We start from the raw sequence: 16,887 nt of genomic DNA, 5'->3' as shown, positions 1-16,887 counted from the left end.
GCGCTTTCAGTAATCGGAAAGCGTGATGTCGTCAGACCAGTCGCCGGGCACGTCCTTGACGATGGCCTGCCCGCAGATGACGCGGCCCTTCACCGGATCGAAGGTCAGGGTCGGTGCCCCGTGGAGCTGCCAGCCCTTGTTCAGCGCCGCCGAGACCCGCTTGCAGAAGGTGCTGTCGTCCGGGCCGGTGAGATAGCGATAGAGCTTCATTCTGTCCTCAGGTGAGGGGCGGCCGGGTCCGCCGGCCGCTGAACTGTTGTCCTGAACGTTCTCGCCCGTTCAGGTCCGCGCGGCAATGGCGTCCGCGAGCGCGACCGTGCGGCGGGCCATGTCGGCGTGCATCCGCTCCACCATGCGCCCGTCCAGCGTCACGACGCCCTTGCCGGCATTTTCCGGCCGGTCGAACACCGCAATGATGGCACGAGCCTTCTCCACTTCCGCCGCCGGGGGCGAGAAGGCGAGGTTGCAGGGCTCGATCTGGCTGGGGTGGATCAGCGTCTTGCCGTCCATGCCCATCTCCACGCCCTGTGAGCATTCGGCGGCAAAGCCCGCCTGATCCTGAAAGGCGTTCCACACGCCGTCCAGCACGTCGATGCCATAGGCATGGCCGCCGGCGATGACCTGCATCAGCCAGCCCATCATGGGCGCGCGGCCCGGCACGAGGGCGGCGCGGGTCTCCTTGGCGAGATCGTTGGTGCCGAGCACGAAGACCTTCAGCCGCGTCACCGGGTTCAGTGCGGCGGCAGAGATGGCCTTGATGTCGAGGATGGCGATGGGCGTCTCGATCATCGCCCAGACGCTGGTGGTGGCGGGCACGCCAAAGGCCGAAAGGCGCTCGCCCACGTCCACCAACTGGGCCGGGTCCTGCACCTTGGGGAGAAGGATGGCATCTGGCGCCGCGGCGGCCGCGGCGGCGAGATCATCGGTGCCCCATGGGGTGTCGAGGCCGTTGATGCGGATGACGGTCTCGCGCGGGCCGAAGCCGCCGGCGCGCACCGCATCCGCCACGCGGAAGCGGGCCTCTACCTTGGCGTCGGGCGCAACCGCGTCCTCAAGGTCGAGGATCACGCCATCGCAGGGCAGGGTGCGGGCCTTCTCCAAAGCGCGGGCGTTCGAGCCGGGCATGTAGAGGACGCTGCGGCGCGGGCGAAGGCTCATGTCCGTGGGCTCTCAGGCTTGAGGAAACCGTCGGGCGGATTCGGAAGGCTTCCGGCAACGCCCTGCAAAGGAGGCGGAGCCGTCCCGGAAGGCCTGAGGCCTTCCAGGTGCGCCCGAAAGGTGCGGCGCCACAGGCGCTTGCACCTCTCTCCCCCACCGCTAGCCTAGCCAAAGCGGGCGGGGCCTGTCACGACCCCGCAGCGCGATGCCGCAAGGGGGCGGATCATGGGGCAGGATGGGGGCCTGCAGCCGGCGGCCATGGTGCAGGGGCTCGACGGCTGCCGGGAGGGATGGATCCTCGCGCGCTGGGTGCCGGGCGGCGCCTTGAACCTGTTGCGGATCTCCGATCTGACCGAAGCCTTTCCGGCCGGCACGCCGCCGCTCGTCTCGGCCATCGACATCCCCATCGGCCTGCCGGATCGGGTCGGCGCAGGCGGGCGGGGGCCGGACCGGGCGGTGCGCCCGCTGCTCGGTCAGCGCCAGTCCAGTGTCTTTTCCGTGCCCTCCCGCCGGGCGGTGGAGACCGCCTGCGACATATCCATTCCCGAGGAGGCGCGCTATCGCGCCGCCTGTGCAGCCGCGCTCGAAACCTCGGACCCGCCGCGCAAGATCTCCCGCCAGTCCTTCGCGCTCTTCCCGAAGGTGCTCGATGTGGACCACGTGCTGCGGGCGCGGCCGGGCCTGCCGCTCACCGAATGCCATCCGGAAGTGAGCTTCTGGGCCATGAACGGCCAGAAGCCCCTCGATCTGCCGAAGAAGGTGAAGGGCACGCCCGCGGCACCCGGCCTTGACCTGCGCATTCGCCTTCTGGCTGCCGAAGGCGTCCCGGTGGACCAACTGACGCGGGAGCGGGCGCGCGCCCTGCGGGCGGGGCTCGATGATCTGGTGGACGCCTGTGCCTGCGCCTGGACAGCGGCTCGCATCGCCCGCGGGGCGGCGCTGGTCTTTCCCGATCCGCCCGAGCGCGACCGCTATGGCTTGCCGGTGGCCATCACCGCGTGAGCGGGCTCAGTGGCCGACGCCCCGCTTCACGTTCAGCCGCTCGCGCTCGGCGTCGAGGCGCTCGATGATGAGCTTGGCGACCAGCGTGACGAGGGCGACGCCCGCCAGAACGGTGGCGGCGGCAAAAGCGCCGGCCACCTGGCTGTCCTGATAGAGCAGCTCGATCTGGAGCGGCAGGGTGGAGGTGCGGCCCCGGATATTGCCGGACACCACCGAGACGGCGCCGAACTCGCCCATCACTCGGGCGTTGCAGAGCGCCGCGCCATAGAGCAACGCGAAGCGCACGTTGGGCAGCGTGACGGTGCGCAGGATGCGCCAGCCGGAGGCGCCGAGCGTCACCGCCGCCTCTTCCTCCTCGCGCCCCTGCGCCATCATCAGCGGCACGATTTCGCGGGCGACGAACGGCGCGGTGACGAACAGGCTGGCGAGGATGATCGCCGGCACGGCGAACATGATCTTGATGTCGTAGGCTTCCAGAAACGGCCCGAGCAGCCCCTGCGCGCCATAGACGAAGAGATAGGCGACGCCCGCCACGATGGGCGAGATGGAAAAGGGCAGCTCGATCAGCGCCAGCAGCAGGCCACGGCCGGGAAAGGTGAACTTCGCCACCGTCCAGGCGGCGGCGATGCCGAAGATCACATTGACGGGCACGCAGACCAGTGCCGTGAAGGCCGTGAGCCCCATGGCGTGCAGCGTGTCCGGCTGCGACAGCGCGGCGAAATAGGCGGGTACCCCGCGCTGGAAAGCTTCCGTGAAGATGGAGGCGAGCGGCACCAGCAGAACGAGCACCGTAACCAGCAGCACGAGGCCGATGATGAGGCGGCGGGCGAGCGGGCCGTCGCCGACGCGGCGGCGGGTGGAGGTGTCCGACATGGGATCAGTCCTCCCGGATCGCGCGGCGCTGGTGCCAGGCCTGAATGGCGTTCACCGTCAGCAGCAGGAGAAACGCGAGGCCGAGCATGGTGGCGGCAATCGCGGCGGCGGCCGGATAGTCGTATTCCTCCAGCCGGATGAAGGCGAGGAGCGCCACGATCTCGGTGCGGAAGGGCTGGTTGCCGGCGATGAACACCACCGCGCCGAACTCCCCCAGGGAGCGGGCGAAGGCAAGCGAGCAGCCGGCGAGGAAGGCTGGAAACAGAGCCGGCAGGATCACCGTGCGGAAGACGCGGAAATCGGAGGCGCCCAGCGTGGTGGCGGCCTCCTCCACGTCTCCGGCGAGATCCTCCAGCACCGGCTGGACGGTGCGCACCACGAAGGGGATGGAGGTGAAAGCCATGGCGCAGGCAATGCCGGCCGGCGCATAGGCCACCTGAATGCCCCACTGGGCCAGCTGCGCGCCATACCAGCCGTTCTTGGCGAAGATGGCGGTGAGCGCGAGGCCTGCCACGGCGGTCGGCAGCGCAAAGGGCACGTCCACCAGCGCATCCAAAAGGCGCTTTCCGGGAAACTCATAGCGCACCAGCACCCAGGCGAGCGCGAGGCCATAGATGGCGTTGAAGGCCGTGGCGATGGCGGCGGTTGTGAACGTCACCTGAAAGGAGGCGAGCGTGCGCGGCGACGTCATGATGGCGATGTAGCGGGCAAGCCCTACATCCGCCGCCTGGAGCAGCAGCGCCGCTACCGGCAGCAGCACGATGAGGCAGAGATAGGTGAGGGTGATGCCGAAGGAGAGGCGGAAGCCCGGAATGACGCTGGACATGGTGCCTCAGGCTTCGGGCTGGGCCATGCGGCCCCCGGGCGGCGGGAGAGGAGACGTCGGAGGCACGGAACGGGTCACGGGCGAGCGGTCTCTCTCTGGTGCCGGATCCGGCGCAGGTGAGGTTCAACCTGTCTTATGCCGGGGCCGCCGCCATTTGTCATGCCCCGCTGGGGAAGAGTGCAATTCACGCGTGGTTCGGTGATTTTAGGGGCCCCTCCATCCTTCCGCCCCGGCGGGTGCCGGAAACGAAAACGCCCGCAACCAGCGTTGCGGGCGTTCGGGAACAGAGGTCCGGAATTCAGATCCGGCAGCGCCTGTCGGCGCCGGGCGATCAGAAGCCCGGAATATCGAACTGGCCGGGCAGGGCGGCGGGGCGCGGCACGATGGTGTAGTAGCCGGCGCCATAGGTCGGGTAGCGCACGTCCGCCGGGATGGCATAGTCCAGATAGGACTTGGACCCAGGCTTCACCGTGGTGCCGGCGTCGAGATACGAGCGCTGAACGATCTCGATCTTGGTGCGCTTGGGCTTCGGCTTGGCGGCCGTCTTGGGCGCGGCGGTCGTGGCGGTCGTGGCGGCGGGTGCGGCGCCCGTCGAGGACGAGGTGGCCGTCTGCGCCTGCGCGGACGCCGCGAACGTCAGGGCTGCGGCAAGAACGAAAAACGGCGCGAAACGCATAACACCCTCCAGCGGAACCACCACGATTCCGATTACGGCACGGGGCCATTCTAGGCAAGAAAGGCTTGGCGGTCGAGGCGTGTTCCCTGTGGCGTGGTGAACCTCCGTGTCGGCGGTGCCACACTGGGGCCTGCCCCTTGCGGTCCGGCGGCGGCGCCCCACATTGCAACTTCGCGCCATATTCCTTAAAAGCGCGTGTTTCCGGCGCCTTTCGCCGGCAAGATCATTCTAGGGAACAGTCATGGGCTACAAGGTCGCCGTTGTCGGCGCCACGGGTAACGTGGGCCGGGAGATCCTCTCGATCCTCGCCGAACGGGGTTTCCCCGCGGACGAGGTCGTTGCGCTTGCATCGCGCCGCTCGATGGGCGTTGAGGTCTCCTACGGCGACAAAACGCTCAAGGTGAAGGATCTGGCGACCTACGACTTCTCCGACACCGACATCTGCCTGATGTCGGCGGGCGGGGCCGTGTCGAAGGAATGGTCGCCCAAGATCGGCGCCCAGGGCTGCGTGGTCATCGACAATTCCTCGCAGTGGCGCACCGATCCCGACGTGCCGCTGATCGTTCCCGAAGTGAACGCGGACGCCATCGTCGGCTTCACCAAGAAGAACATCATCGCCAACCCGAACTGCTCGACCGCGCAGCTCGTGGTGGCGCTTAAGCCGCTGCACGACGCGGCCACCATCAAGCGCGTGGTGGTCTCCACCTATCAGTCCGTCTCCGGCGCCGGCAAGGACGCCATGGACGAGCTGTTCTCGCAGACCCGCGCGGTCTTCGTCTCCGATCCGGTCGAGGCGAAGAAGTTCCCGAAGCGGATCGCCTTCAACCTGATCCCCCAGATCGACGTGTTCATGGAGGACGGGTTCACGAAGGAAGAGTGGAAGATGGTGGTCGAGACCAAGAAGATCCTCGACCCCAAGATCAAGCTCACGGCCACCTGCGTCCGCGTGCCGGTTTTCATCTCCCACTCCGAGAGCGTGAACGTGGAGTTCGAGAAGGAGCTCTCCGCCGAGGACGCCCGCAAGATCCTGCGCGAGGCCCCGGGCATCCTCGTGGTCGATACCCGCGAGCCGGGCGGCTATGCCACCCCCCACGAGGCGGCCGGCGAGGACGCGACCTACATCTCGCGTCTGCGTGACGACCCGACGGTGGAGAACGGCATCGCCTTCTGGTGCGTGTCGGACAACCTGCGCAAGGGCGCGGCGCTGAACGCGGTTCAGATCGCGGAAGTGCTGGTGAACCGCAAGCTCATCACGGCCCGCAGCAAGGCCGCCTGAGCTGCTTCAACGTTAAGACATCGAACGGCCCGGCGGGACACCGCCGGGCCGTTGTACGTTGCGGCATTGATGCGGATACGGGGCAAAGCTTAAGTCAATACCGTCTCTGACCTATCGTCAGTCGCTGAATGCTTGGGGCCGCCGTTTTCCTGCCTTTCGTCCATCACACTCAATCCACGATTTACGCCGCCAATTGCTCGCCATGGAGGCGAGCGATGGGTGGACCGCGCGCAGGAAAGGTGCTGGTGCTCGGCGTGCTTGTGGCTTTTGGCCTCGGCTCGTCAGCGGAGGTGCGTGCCGGCGAGCCGCCAGTCCACGCCTCGCCCTCCGCCGCGCCGGCGCCGGTTGCCGCGCCGCTTGTCTTCTCGCCCCATGACATCGCATTCGTCGATGCCCTCACCTGGGGCGCCAATGCCTCCACCATGGCCCGCTTCCATGCGCTCGGCGTCGAGGGCTGGCTGAAGGAGCAGTTGCATCCCGCTCGGGACACGCTGCCCGCCGAGGCGCAGCGGCAGATCGAGGCGCTGGAGATTTCCCGCCGCTCGGCGCCGCAACTGGTGACGGAATTCCGGGATCGCGACGCGGCGCTGAAGAACCTGCCGTCGCCGGAGGAAAAGGGCGCCGCCCAGAAGGTCTATCAGGCGGACATGACCGCCCGCGCCCGCGAGGCCGCCACCGCCGCCATCCTGCGCGCGCTCTATGCCCCCGACCAGTTGCGCGAGCGCATGGTGTGGTTCTGGCTGAACCATTTCAACGTGCATCAGGCCAAGGGCAATCTGCGCCTGCTCATGGCGGACTATCAGGACAACGCCATTCGCCCTCATGCGCTGGGCAAATTCCGCGACCTGCTGGCGGCGACCCTGCGCCACCCTGCGATGCTGCGCTATCTCGATAACGCCGAGAATGCCGCCGGCCGCATCAATGAAAATTACGCCCGCGAGATCATGGAACTGCACACGCTGGGCGTGGGCTCGGGCTACAGCCAGAAGGATGTGGAGGAGCTCGCCCGCATCCTCACCGGTGTCGGCATCGCCGGCCCCAATATCCCCAGGGTGAAGCCGGGGCAGGAGGCGCTGCTCATCCGCGACGGCCTGTTCGAGTTCAATCCCGCCCGCCATGACTTCGGCGACAAGGTGCTGCTGGGCCGCACCATCGAGGGGCAGGGCTTCGCCGAGGTGGAGGAGGCGCTGGACATCCTGAGCCGGGCCCCCGCCACCGCCCGCCATGTCTCGCGCGACATCGCCATCTATTTCGTGGCCGACAATCCGCCGGAGGCGCTGGTGCAGCGCATGGCCGACACCTTCCAGAAGAGCGACGGCGACATCGCCGCCGTGCTCGCCACCATGATCCGCTCGCCCGAGTTCGAGGCCTCGCTCGGCAAGCGGTTCAAGGACCCGGTGCGCTACGTCTTCTCCGCGGTGCGCCTCGCCTATGATGATCGGGTGATCCTCAACACCCAGCCGGTACAGAACTGGCTCAACCGGCTGGGCGAGGGACTCTACAATCACGAGACGCCGGATGGCTATCCGCTGGTATCCACGGCCTGGACCGCCTCGGGCCAGATGACCGCGCGCTTTGAGATCGCGCGGCAGATCGGCTCCGGCGCGGCCGGCCTGTTCAAGCCTGCAGAGGAGGGAGCGGTGGAGCAGCCGGCCTTCCCGCTGCTCCAGAACAGCCTCTATTTCTCCGGTCTGAGCGCCCGTCTGTCGCCCGCCACCCGCCTTGCACTGGCGCAGGCCATCTCGCCGCAGGACTGGAACACGTTATTCCTGTCCTCCCCGGATTTCATGCAGTGATCGCACGTTCAGGAGACAGGCCCATGGGCACGATGCGAGACCTGAACCGTCGCCATGTCCTCGCCGGCCTCGCCGGATTGGCGCCCATGACCGTTGCCGGGCGGGTGTGGGCGGCACCGAAGGCTGACGCGCGCCTGCTCGTCGTGTTCCTGCGCGGCGCCTACGATGCGGCGAACGTGGTGATCCCGGTCTCGTCCAGTTTCTATTACGAGAGCCGGCCCAACCTCGCCATCGCCCGTCCCGGCAGCGGCGTGGGAAGCGCGCTCTCGCTCGATGTCGACTGGGGCCTGCATCCGGCGCTCGCGTCCAGCATCCTGCCGCTGTTCCAGCGCGGGGAGGTGGCCTTCGTGCCCTTCGCCGGCACGGACGATCTCACCCGCAGCCATTTCGAGACGCAGGACACCATCGAACTCGGGCAGGAGGTGAACGTCCGCCGCGACTACCGCTCCGGCTTCATGGCGCGCCTCGCCCATGAGCTGACGGGCGTACGTCCCATCTCCTTCACCGAGCAGTTGCCGCTCACCTTCCAGGGCGAGGTGGCGGTGCCCAATGTCGCCATCAATGCGGTGGGCAAGGCCGGCATCGATTCCCGCCAGGCGAAGCTCATCACCGCCATGTATGAGCATGGCCCGCTGTCCGGCGCCGTCGCGGAAGGCTTCCGCGTGCGCGACGAGGTCTATCAGCAGGTGACCGACCATATGATGGAGGCGAGCCGCAATGCCGCGTCCCCCAAGGGCTTCGAGCTGTCCGCCCGGCGTATCGGGCGCCTGATGCGCGAAACCTTCAACCTCGGCTTCGTGGATGTGGGCGGCTGGGACACCCATGTGAACCAGGGCGGCGCCACAGGCTATCTGGCGGACCGGCTGGGAGAACTGGGGCGCGGGCTGGCCGGCTTCGCGGAGGAGATCGGTCCCAAGTGGAACGACACCGTGGTGGTGGTGCTCTCCGAATTCGGCCGCACCTTCCGCGAGAACGGCAACCACGGCACTGATCATGGCCACGGCAGCGTCTATTGGGTGCTCGGCGGCGGGGTGCGCGGCGGGCGGATTGCCGGGGAGCAGGTGGCGGTGGATCAGCCGCACCTGTTCCAGAACCGGGATTATCCGGTGCTCACCGACTATCGCGGGCTGCTGGGCGGTCTCATCCGCCAGCTTTATGGCCTCGACGCGGCCAGCCTCGGCCGCGTCTTCGCCAATGTCACCCCGAAGGATCTGGCGCTGGTGTGACGCGCCTCAGGCTGACGCTGCGAGGTGGGGCGGAGCCAGCATGCGCCCCGTTTCCCGCGCCCGCACGTGCCAGGAGAAGGCCTCCTCGATGAGGTGGGGCGTGTGGCCGCCGCGGGCGAGGGCGCGCTGGAAATAGTCGTCGAGCGCGTCGCGATAGAGCGGGTGGACGCAGTTGTCGATGATGACGCGAGCGCGTTCACGCGGGGCGAGTTCGCGCAGGTCCGCAAGGCCCACTTCCGTCACCACGATGTCCACGTCATGCTCGGTATGGTCCACGTGGCTCACCATGGGTACAACGGAGGACAGCGCGCCGTCCTTGGCGATGGACTTGGTGACGAACACGGACAGATAGCCGTTGCGGGCAAAATCGCCCGAGCCGCCGATGCCGTTCATCATCTGCGTGCCGCCCACGTGGGTGGAATTGACGTTGCCGTAGATGTCGAATTCCAGCGCCGTGTTGATGGCGATGATGCCAAGGCGGCGGATGATCTCCGGATGGTTGGAAATCTCCTGCGGGCGCAGGATGAGGCGCGGCTTGTAGCGGGTGATGTCGGCCATCACCTGCTCATACTTGGGCTTCGAGAGGGTGATGGACGAGCCGGAGGCGAAGTTGAGCTTGCCCGCATCGAACAGGTCGAAGGTCGAATCCTGTAGAACCTCGGAATACATGGTGAGGTCGTAGAAGGGGCTCTCGATGAAGCCATGCATCACCGCGTTCGCAATGGTGCCGATGCCGGCCTGAAGCGGCTGAAGGCGCTCGGTGAGACGGCCCTTCTTCACCTCATGGCCGAGGAACTCCATGAGATGCCCGGCGATGGCGGCGGTCTCCGCATCGGGCGGCAACACGTTCGAGGCGGAATCGAGCTTCGAGGTGATGACGATGGCCGCGATCTTCTCCGGCGGCACCGGAATGAAGGGCAGGCCCACCCGGCTCTCGGCACCGACCACTGGAATGGGTTCGCGGAAGGGGCGGCGCGTCGGGATATAGATGTCGTGCAGGCCCTCCAGCCCCATGGGCTGGGAGGTGTTGATCTCGACGATCACCTTCTCCGCCAGGATGGCGAAGGAAGCGGAATTGCCCACCGACGTGGTGGGGATGATGCCGCCCTGCGCCGTGATGCCGACCGCCTCCACCACCGCCACGTTGATGGGGCCGAGCTGGTGGGTGCGCAGGTGCTCGACGGTTTCCGACAGATGCTGGTCGATGAACATCACCTCGCCGGCATTGATGGCCTTGCGCAGGGCGGGGTCCGACTGGAACGGCAGGCGCCGGGCCAGGACATGTGCCTCCGCCAGCTGCTTGTCGAGATCGTTGCCGAGCGAGGCGCCGGTGACGAGGGTGATCTTGAACGGCTCGGTCTTGGCGCGGGCGGCGAGCGCCATGGGCACGGCCTTGGCCTCCCCCGCGCGGGTGAAGCCGCTCATGCCCACCATCATGCCGTCCTTGATGTGGCTGGCGGCCTCCTCGGCGGAGACCACCTTGTCGAGCAGCGAGGACAGGCGGATGCGATCATGGGCGGCGGCGGGAAGTTCGGTCATGGCGTCTCTTTCGGCGTTTCCTGAGGAATATGCACTTGAGAAACACCATAGGTCGCAGGGCCGCGACCTCGGAATTGCACGAAGGTCGCGTTGGTATGCGCTTGGTGCATGGCTGAAGCTCGGCCATGGGATGCCTTGGCGGTATCGGAGCTGAAAACCCGCGTCTTTGGGGCATGCATCTCTGGGGAAGGTCGGGGCGTTCCGGCCATCGAACCAAGTGGTTCGATCGGTGCCCCAAGTGCACTTCGTGGCGCTCCCGTGGCACGGCCAAGCTGGAACAGGTCTGTGCTCGCGTTGTCGGAGCGGCGATCGGCGAAAGTGCCGGCTAAGCTTCGCCATTTCCCGCGAAGGATATGCGGTGGGATAAATATAAACCGCGTATCGTGCAGACCGGAAGCGCCATCTATTTCGGTATTCGATGATTTTAACGTGTCTTAACACGTTGATCACGCCTTGGTGACTTGGTGGTACTGGGTTCTCTTCTGTTCAATGTGGCGATTGTGCAACAGGAATCCTGCGGCTCCTCCTGTAGACCAATGGCTCGGGGGTAGGCCCCAAAGGACAAAAGTGATGAAGCGTCTTCTTCTCTCGTCGGCTCTCGTGATCGCGATTGCCGCTCCCGCCGCCGCGGCGGACCTCGCCACCCGTTATCCCGTGAAGGCGCCCGTCGCCCCGGTGGCCCCGGTCTTCTCCTGGACCGGCTTCTACATCGGTGCCAACGCTGGTTACGGCGGCGACAAGTACAATTACGACTTCGGCGTCCCCACGACCGCCACTGCCTCCACGAACTCCTCCGGCTTCTTCGCCGGCGGCCAGATCGGCTACAACTACCAGTTCGCGAACAACGTGGTGCTCGGCCTCGAGACCGATCTCCAGTGGTCCGGCATCGACGGCACCCTGAACACCGTCACCCCCGGCGCCTCGACCAACATCAAGTCGTCGCTGGACTATTTCGGCACCGTGCGCGCCCGCGTCGGCTATGCCTTTGACCGGTTCCTGCCCTACATCACGGGCGGCATGGCCTACGGCAAGACCAAGACCGAGGGTTCGCAGTTCTCGCGCACCGGCTTCACGACCTTCGATGATTCCGACACCAAGGTCGGCTGGACCATCGGCGGCGGCGTGGAATACGCCATCACCAACAACTGGACCTTCAAGACCGAGTATCAGTACGTCGACCTCGGCAACAGCGACTACGGCATCGGCACGAACGCCGTCAGCGTGGACAACAAGTTCCACACCGTGCGCGCCGGCGTGAACTACAAGTTCTGATGCCGGGAGGGCTGATCCGGTCGGCGGGCATCTGCTGATCGCGCATTCAGCCGTTCGGATCCGAACCCCTGTCCCGGCCGGGTACGCTTCGCGCGCCGGCCGGGACCTTCTCCGGCTCCGGGCCCTGTCGGTCTTCGGAGCGGGTCCGCCTCGCGGCGGCTTCTCGGCGCACCGTGTCACCTTCGCTGCGCCGGCCTCCAGACGAAGAACCTACTTTTCCGGCGGCGGTGCGGCGCCTGCCGGCTTTTCACGCCGCCGTCCGGTGGCGGTATCTACCGGCGGTGCCGGTGCTCTACAGCAAAGGTAAAGCTGACGAATCCCGGATAGCTGTTGCAGCGGGATCTTGGCCGTTACATCTGCCGATTTGTGGCGACTTCGTGCATTTCCTGTGTTGGACCTGGCGCGATGCTGGTATCTTTCAACTTGTTCCCGCGTTTGATAGAAATTTATTTACCCTGCGCGCATCGGTGGAAAACCTCCTTCAGCCCTGCCCGGAGGTAAGAATGCACAACTGATGCGCCAGTTTGATACCGTTTTAATCTCATAAGTTGTAAAAATGGCATCCGGCGCAACTTCGATGCCCGGTGCGTCATTCCTTTGTTGCGATTACGCAACAGCTTTCCGGCGCCTGTCCTGTAGAAAGGAGGGCACCGGGGGTTGGTATCAAAGGTAATGATGATGAAGCGTCTTCTGCTCTCTTCCGCGATCGCTGCTGCGATCATCGCTCCGGCGTCCGCCGCCGACCTGTCCACCCGCTATCCCGTGAAGGCTCCGGTCGTCGCGGTTGTGCCGGTGTTCTCCTGGACCGGCTTCTACATCGGCGCCAACGCCGGCTTCGGCGGTGACAAGTACAACTACGACTTCGGCGCGCCGGGCTTCGGCTCCGCCACCGCCAACTCCTCCGGCTTCTTCGCCGGTGGACAGCTGGGCTACAACTACCAGTTCGCCAACAACGTCGTGCTCGGCCTCGAGACCGACATCCAGTGGTCGGGCATCGAGGGCGACACCACGCTCGCCTCCGGCGGCTCCGTGGCCAACCTGAACTCGTCGCTCGACTATTTCGGCACGGTTCGCGCCCGCGTCGGTTATGCGTTCGATCGGTTCCTGCCCTACATCACCGGCGGTTTCGCCTATGGTGAGAGCAAGACCTCGATCACCACGATCACCCCCACCACGCTGACCTTCGGCGAAGGCTCGGGCACCAAGACGGGCTGGACGCTCGGCGGCGGTGTTGAGTACGCCTTCACCAACAACTGGACGTTCAAGACCGAGTATCTGTACGTCGACCTCGACGACAGCAACTACGGCGTTGGCGCTGGTGCGGTGAACGTGGACAACAAGTTCCACACCGTGAAGGCCGGCATCAACTACAAGTTCTGATGCCGCGTGCCGGCCGCCACGGCGGCCGGCACCTGTGTTTTTCGACGAGCGGCGGCAGGTGCCTGACCGAGGCCTTCGGGCCGGACGGCACCCGCTCCGCAGGGACACCAGACCTCCTTATCCGGCTCCGGCGGCTTCGCCCCGGGCCGGATTTTTCATGTCCGGCCCCTCACAGCGTGCGGCTGGCATTGCCCTTCATCAGGATCGGCCCGGTGGGGCGTCCGGTGGGTGAGCCGCCGGCCGGCTCCAGCGTCACCTCAAAGAGCTGATCCGCCACGGGGATGGGCAGTCCGTCGAGCTTCAGGTCGAGCGCGCGCATGGCGTCGGTGAGCCCCACCGAGATCGGGCCGCGCGTCCGGTCCCACAGGGTCCAGACCTGAAGCGCCTTGCCCTCCGGCGCGCGGATGGCTTCCAGCGGCACGAGTTCGGAGCGCCCGTCCCGGAAGGTGTTCACCACTGCCGCCGGGCGGTTCTGGTCGGAGAGCAGCACCGCCACGAGCACCGGCGTCCGGGCGGCTTCGCGCAGGGCGGCGCCGAGCCCGATGGCGAGCGCCAGCGCCGCGGCCGCCGCCGTCACGCCGATGCCGCGCCACAGGGGCAGGTTGTCCCAGGCGCGCCCGTGCCGGAAGGGCGCCACGCGGTCAGAGCCCGCATCCGCCGTGCGGGCCTCGGGTTCGCCCGGAGCCTGAGATGTCGCTGTGTCCGCCACGGAGGCGGAGATCCGCTCCCACAGGGCGGGGGAGGGCGGCACCGCGTCCGCCGTTGCATCGAGGCTGCCCAGCCGCCTGCGCCAGCCTGCGACCTCCGCCGCGAAGGCGGGATCGGTCTCGGCGAGGCGTGCGCAGCGTGCAGCTTCCTCGCCGTCCACGAGCCCGAGCACATACTCGCCCGCGAGGGCCGCGCGATCCTGCGGGCTCATGCCATGCACTCCCGCAGCGCCAGAAGGCCACGGCGGATCCAGGACTTCACCGTGCCGAGCGGCAGGCCGAGCCGTCCCGCCAGTTCGCCATGGGTGAGCCCGCGCGTATAGGCGAGCACGATCGCCTGCCGCCGCTGCGGCTCCAGCCGTTCAAGGCACTGCCGCAGCGCGCCGGACCGCGACAGCGCGCCCATGGCGTCCTCCGCCCCCTGTGTTTCGTCGGCGAGCGCATAGGGCTCGAAATCCTCGACCAGTTCCGTGCGCGCCTCGCCCCGCAGCACGTCGAGCGTGCGGTTGCGCAGGATGGCGAAGATCCAGCTTGCGGGCTCGCCCCGCTCGGGATCGAAGCTGCGTGCCCGCTCCCACACCCGCACGAAAGTGTCGTGCACCACCTCCTCGGCGAGATCGCGCCGGCGCAGCATGCGCAGGGCGACGCCGATCATCTGGGGCGCGAGCCGCTCATAGAGATGCCGCAGGCTGGCGGGATCGCGCCGCGCACAACCCTCCAGCGCGGCGCGCAGGTCGTCCGATCGTGCGGGCGCGGTCTGGGTCGTCACGGCGCGCGGCTCCGGGTGTCGCAGGTGCTCATCGGGCACAACTACGTTGGGGCATGGCATACGGATGCAGCGCGCATTTTTATTTTTCCGCTGCATCCGGGCGCATCGCCCGCCGGGTATCCGCCGCGTCCCGCCGACAGGGCCGGACCTGAGAATGGAGAACCGGACATGAACCGCACGATGATCGCCTTCGCTTTCGTGGCCTCCGTTGCCGCCGGCACGGCAGAGGCCCAGACCGTGGTCGCGCTGCTGGATGGCGGCACCATGCTGGCCTCGGTGGATGGCAAGGCGTTGAAGGCCGGCAAGCCGGTCACGGTTTCCGGTGTGGCTGGGCGTCTCGTCGGCATCGACGTGCGGCCGGCGGATGGCATGCTCTACGGCCTCTTCGAGGACGGCACGCTGGCGACCCTCGATCCGGCCACCGGCGCCGCCACGGTAAAGGCGAAGCTCGATACCATGCTGCCGCGCGGCGTGACCGCCACCGTCGATTTCAATCCGGTCGCCGACCGTCTGCGCGTCATCGGCAGCGACGGCACGAACCTGCGCGTCAATGTGGATGACGGCAAGGTCGTGAAGGACGGCGCCCTGCGTTATGCGGACGGCGACATGCACAAGGGTGCGACGCCCAATGTGGTGGCCGGCGCCTATACCAATTCCGTGAAGGGCGCCAAGGAGACGGCGCTGTTCGACGTGGACGGCGCCCTCGCCGCGCTGGTGAAGCAGGCACCGCCCAATGACGGCATCCTCAATGCCGTCGGCGCCTTCGGCATCAAGGCGCCCACCTATGCCTTCGACATCGCCACCACGGATGCCGGCAACGAGGGCTGGCTGATGGCGGGCGACACGCTCTACCGGGTGGAGCTTGCCACCGGCAAGGCGAAGGCGGCGGGCAAGGTGAACGGCCTTGAAACCCCGGTCCGCGACATCGCCATCCTGCCTGCCATGTGAGTGGTGCGGTCCCCTGCGCCGCCGCCCGCCACGGACGGTGCACGGGGTCGGCAGAGGGGACCGGCGCATGAGGCGCCGGTCGGCTCAGGCGGTGGCGCGCACGCGATTGCGGCCATCCGCCTTGGCCGCATACATGGCCATGTCGGCGCGCTGGAGCATCCAGTCGAGCGCCTGGTGGGGCGGCTGGCAGGCCGTCACGCCGACCGAGATGGTCACCCGCAGGGTCTCCTTGCCCACGGTGACAGGGCGCTCGGCCACCGCAAGGCGCACCTTGTCGGCGGCCGCGGTCGCATGGGCCAGATCCTGGCCGGGCATGATGATGGCGAACTCCTCGCCACCGATGCGCGCCACCAGATCCTGCGGGCGCGCCGCTCCGCTGATCGCATGCGCCACCGTTTGCAGCACGCTGTCGCCTGCGGCATGGCCGAAGCGGTCGTTGATCGCCTTGAAGTGATCCACGTCGATGAAGGCGAGGGCCAGCGGGGCACTCTCGCCATGGCCGCCCGCCAGTCCGGCGGCCGCATCGCGCAGCGCCGGCAGGTTCAGCAGGCCGGTCAGCGTGTCGTGGCGCGTGGCGTCCCTCAGGGCCGCATTGGCGGCCTCGATATTGTGCAGCGCCAGTTCCGCATGCCGGTTGTAGGCATGGAACATGGCGGAGGTCATGACGATGCAGAAGCAGTAGGTGGACATGGCGAACAGTGAGACCGCGAGCGCCCCGGTCATGGCCGCTGCCCACACCATCACCAAAGCGCAGGCGACGGAAAACCAGCCGAACACCGGCCCCAGCACCAGGAAGCCGGTGCCGGTCAATGCCAGGGTCCAGAACGCCCGCATCTCGTCCTCGGGCACGAGGAACAGCGCCCGCGCGTAGAGGATGAAGCCCGCCACCAGATAGACCACACCGATGGGCCTGAAGGCCTTGGGGCGCCGCCGCAGGAGGATGAACAGGCCAATGGTCAGGCACAGAAAGATGATGTTGTCATAGAGATGCGGCGGCTTGATGGGCGTGCGCCCCAGCAGCGTGGCGCCGATCACCAGCGCGCCGCACAAAAGGGCCGCGACCATCGAAATGGTGAGGACCAGTCGCTTCAGCCCGTTCAGCGCTTCCAGGGGCGCCCGCCTGTCGGTCTTCCGCAGCATGGCCCGGCTGCACTTTCTCCGTGAATCGGACGGTATTGATATCATGGCGGCCGGGTGCGCAAGGCGGTCCTCGCTCCAGCGTGCGGTTAAGTCCCGGAGCGCACAGGGTGCTGCGCCACGTTGCGTTGCGGAAACAGAGACAGGGCTAATCAGGGGTGGTACGGTCCCTTGCCGTCTCAGAGCCCGATGCGGTCAGGCTGAGGCTGCCCGCGGTCAGGATTGAGGGGCCGGCGTGCAGCGTTCGACGGTTCGATCGGAATGCGGCCGATCGGAACGCCGGTTGGGACGGGGTCAGGTCT

Annotated in this window: 16 protein-coding genes; 7 read left to right on the top strand and 9 right to left on the bottom strand. The window is 67.1% G+C overall.

The window, feature by feature from the left end; translation table 11 throughout:
- Positions 1-6 precede the first annotated feature (6 nt).
- Both AZC_RS19255 and AZC_RS19250 read right to left on the bottom strand, forming a co-directional pair.
- Positions 7-210, bottom strand: coding sequence for a DUF1737 domain-containing protein (locus AZC_RS19255; protein ID WP_012172260.1), 204 nt, complete (start codon positions 208-210; stop codon positions 7-9).
- Positions 211-279: 69 nt separating this feature from the next.
- Positions 280-1,158: an HpcH/HpaI aldolase/citrate lyase family protein gene (locus tag AZC_RS19250; RefSeq protein ID WP_012172259.1), complete on the bottom strand. Its 879-nt coding sequence runs from the start codon at positions 1,156-1,158 to the stop codon at positions 280-282.
- Between the two features lie 225 nt (positions 1,159-1,383).
- Between AZC_RS19250 and AZC_RS19245 the strand changes: the two genes are divergently transcribed.
- Complete coding sequence (locus tag AZC_RS19245; protein WP_012172258.1) at positions 1,384-2,160, top strand: DUF429 domain-containing protein; 777 nt, start codon at positions 1,384-1,386, stop codon at positions 2,158-2,160.
- 6 nt (positions 2,161-2,166) lie between these two features.
- Here AZC_RS19245 and cysW read toward each other — a convergent pair whose 3' ends face one another.
- The 3 genes from cysW to AZC_RS25775 all read right to left on the bottom strand — a co-directional run bounded on the left by cysW (position 2,167) and on the right by AZC_RS25775 (position 4,535).
- Positions 2,167-3,033 carry a sulfate ABC transporter permease subunit CysW gene (gene cysW / locus AZC_RS19240; protein ID WP_012172257.1) on the bottom strand — a complete coding sequence of 289 codons (867 nt, stop codon included), beginning with the start codon at positions 3,031-3,033 and terminating at the stop codon, positions 2,167-2,169.
- Between the two features lie 4 nt (positions 3,034-3,037).
- A complete protein-coding gene (gene cysT, locus AZC_RS19235) occupies positions 3,038-3,859 on the bottom strand; it encodes a sulfate ABC transporter permease subunit CysT (RefSeq protein WP_012172256.1) in 822 nt (273 codons plus the stop codon).
- Between the two features lie 331 nt (positions 3,860-4,190).
- Positions 4,191-4,535, bottom strand: a complete 345-nt coding sequence (locus AZC_RS25775; protein ID WP_052286010.1) for a hypothetical protein — start codon at positions 4,533-4,535, stop codon at positions 4,191-4,193.
- 241 nt (positions 4,536-4,776) lie between these two features.
- Between AZC_RS25775 and AZC_RS19225 the strand changes: the two genes are divergently transcribed.
- From AZC_RS19225 to AZC_RS19215, 3 genes are all read left to right on the top strand, one after another.
- Positions 4,777-5,811 (top strand): aspartate-semialdehyde dehydrogenase, encoded by a 1,035-nt coding sequence (locus tag AZC_RS19225; RefSeq protein WP_012172254.1) that lies wholly within the window; start codon positions 4,777-4,779, stop codon positions 5,809-5,811.
- A gap of 215 nt (positions 5,812-6,026) precedes the next feature.
- A complete protein-coding gene (locus AZC_RS19220) occupies positions 6,027-7,607 on the top strand; it encodes a DUF1800 domain-containing protein (protein ID WP_081434046.1) in 1,581 nt (526 codons plus the stop codon).
- Between the two features lie 41 nt (positions 7,608-7,648).
- On the top strand, positions 7,649-8,833 hold the full coding sequence (locus AZC_RS19215) for a DUF1501 domain-containing protein (protein ID WP_043880532.1): 1,185 nt from the start codon (positions 7,649-7,651) through the stop codon (positions 8,831-8,833).
- Positions 8,834-8,839: 6 nt separating this feature from the next.
- Here AZC_RS19215 and AZC_RS19210 read toward each other — a convergent pair whose 3' ends face one another.
- On the bottom strand, positions 8,840-10,372 hold the full coding sequence (locus AZC_RS19210) for an acetyl-CoA hydrolase/transferase family protein (protein WP_043879610.1): 1,533 nt from the start codon (positions 10,370-10,372) through the stop codon (positions 8,840-8,842).
- A 570-nt stretch (positions 10,373-10,942) separates the two neighbouring features.
- Between AZC_RS19210 and AZC_RS19205 the strand changes: the two genes are divergently transcribed.
- Positions 10,943-11,644 carry an outer membrane protein gene (locus tag AZC_RS19205; protein WP_012172250.1) on the top strand — a complete coding sequence of 234 codons (702 nt, stop codon included), beginning with the start codon at positions 10,943-10,945 and terminating at the stop codon, positions 11,642-11,644.
- Between the two features lie 678 nt (positions 11,645-12,322).
- Positions 12,323-13,024: an outer membrane protein gene (locus AZC_RS19200; RefSeq protein WP_012172249.1), complete on the top strand. Its 702-nt coding sequence runs from the start codon at positions 12,323-12,325 to the stop codon at positions 13,022-13,024.
- 169 nt (positions 13,025-13,193) lie between these two features.
- Here AZC_RS19200 and AZC_RS19195 read toward each other — a convergent pair whose 3' ends face one another.
- Positions 13,194-13,943 carry an anti-sigma factor gene (locus tag AZC_RS19195; protein ID WP_012172248.1) on the bottom strand — a complete coding sequence of 250 codons (750 nt, stop codon included), beginning with the start codon at positions 13,941-13,943 and terminating at the stop codon, positions 13,194-13,196.
- Positions 13,940-14,500, bottom strand: a complete 561-nt coding sequence (locus AZC_RS19190; protein WP_244421742.1) for a sigma-70 family RNA polymerase sigma factor — start codon at positions 14,498-14,500, stop codon at positions 13,940-13,942. The genes AZC_RS19195 and AZC_RS19190 overlap by 4 nt, the downstream gene beginning before the upstream one ends.
- A 168-nt stretch (positions 14,501-14,668) precedes the next feature.
- Between AZC_RS19190 and AZC_RS19185 the strand changes: the two genes are divergently transcribed.
- Positions 14,669-15,448: a DUF4394 domain-containing protein gene (locus AZC_RS19185; RefSeq protein ID WP_012172246.1), complete on the top strand. Its 780-nt coding sequence runs from the start codon at positions 14,669-14,671 to the stop codon at positions 15,446-15,448.
- A gap of 84 nt (positions 15,449-15,532) precedes the next feature.
- On the opposite strand, the gene AZC_RS19180 is transcribed toward AZC_RS19185, so the two are convergent.
- Entirely contained in the window at positions 15,533-16,588 is a 1,056-nt protein-coding gene (locus AZC_RS19180; RefSeq protein WP_158304140.1) for a GGDEF domain-containing protein, read from the bottom strand.
- Positions 16,589-16,887: the final 299 nt, after the last annotated feature.

Source organism: Azorhizobium caulinodans ORS 571 (assembly GCF_000010525.1).
Lineage (GTDB): Bacteria > Pseudomonadota > Alphaproteobacteria > Rhizobiales > Xanthobacteraceae > Azorhizobium > Azorhizobium caulinodans.
This window is presented reverse-complemented; position numbering and strand designations above follow the sequence as displayed.

What these genes read in the sequence shown, in the direction of transcription:
- AZC_RS19185 (WP_012172246.1), top strand. Translation starts at nt 14,669, where the DNA reads ATGAACCGCACGATGATCGCCTTCGCTTTCGTGGCCTCCGTTGCCGCC.
- AZC_RS19210 (WP_043879610.1), bottom strand. Translation starts at nt 10,372, where the DNA reads ATGACCGAACTTCCCGCCGCCGCCCATGATCGCATCCGCCTGTCCTCG.
- AZC_RS19245 (WP_012172258.1), top strand. Translation starts at nt 1,384, where the DNA reads ATGGGGCAGGATGGGGGCCTGCAGCCGGCGGCCATGGTGCAGGGGCTC.
- cysW (WP_012172257.1), bottom strand. Translation starts at nt 3,033, where the DNA reads ATGTCGGACACCTCCACCCGCCGCCGCGTCGGCGACGGCCCGCTCGCC.
- AZC_RS19195 (WP_012172248.1), bottom strand. Translation starts at nt 13,943, where the DNA reads ATGAGCCCGCAGGATCGCGCGGCCCTCGCGGGCGAGTATGTGCTCGGG.
- AZC_RS19255 (WP_012172260.1), bottom strand. Translation starts at nt 210, where the DNA reads ATGAAGCTCTATCGCTATCTCACCGGCCCGGACGACAGCACCTTCTGC.
- AZC_RS19205 (WP_012172250.1), top strand. Translation starts at nt 10,943, where the DNA reads ATGAAGCGTCTTCTTCTCTCGTCGGCTCTCGTGATCGCGATTGCCGCT.
- cysT (WP_012172256.1), bottom strand. Translation starts at nt 3,859, where the DNA reads ATGTCCAGCGTCATTCCGGGCTTCCGCCTCTCCTTCGGCATCACCCTC.
- AZC_RS19225 (WP_012172254.1), top strand. Translation starts at nt 4,777, where the DNA reads ATGGGCTACAAGGTCGCCGTTGTCGGCGCCACGGGTAACGTGGGCCGG.
- AZC_RS19250 (WP_012172259.1), bottom strand. Translation starts at nt 1,158, where the DNA reads ATGAGCCTTCGCCCGCGCCGCAGCGTCCTCTACATGCCCGGCTCGAAC.
- AZC_RS25775 (WP_052286010.1), bottom strand. Translation starts at nt 4,535, where the DNA reads ATGCGTTTCGCGCCGTTTTTCGTTCTTGCCGCAGCCCTGACGTTCGCG.
- AZC_RS19220 (WP_081434046.1), top strand. Translation starts at nt 6,027, where the DNA reads ATGGGTGGACCGCGCGCAGGAAAGGTGCTGGTGCTCGGCGTGCTTGTG.
- AZC_RS19200 (WP_012172249.1), top strand. Translation starts at nt 12,323, where the DNA reads ATGAAGCGTCTTCTGCTCTCTTCCGCGATCGCTGCTGCGATCATCGCT.
- AZC_RS19180 (WP_158304140.1), bottom strand. Translation starts at nt 16,588, where the DNA reads ATGCTGCGGAAGACCGACAGGCGGGCGCCCCTGGAAGCGCTGAACGGG.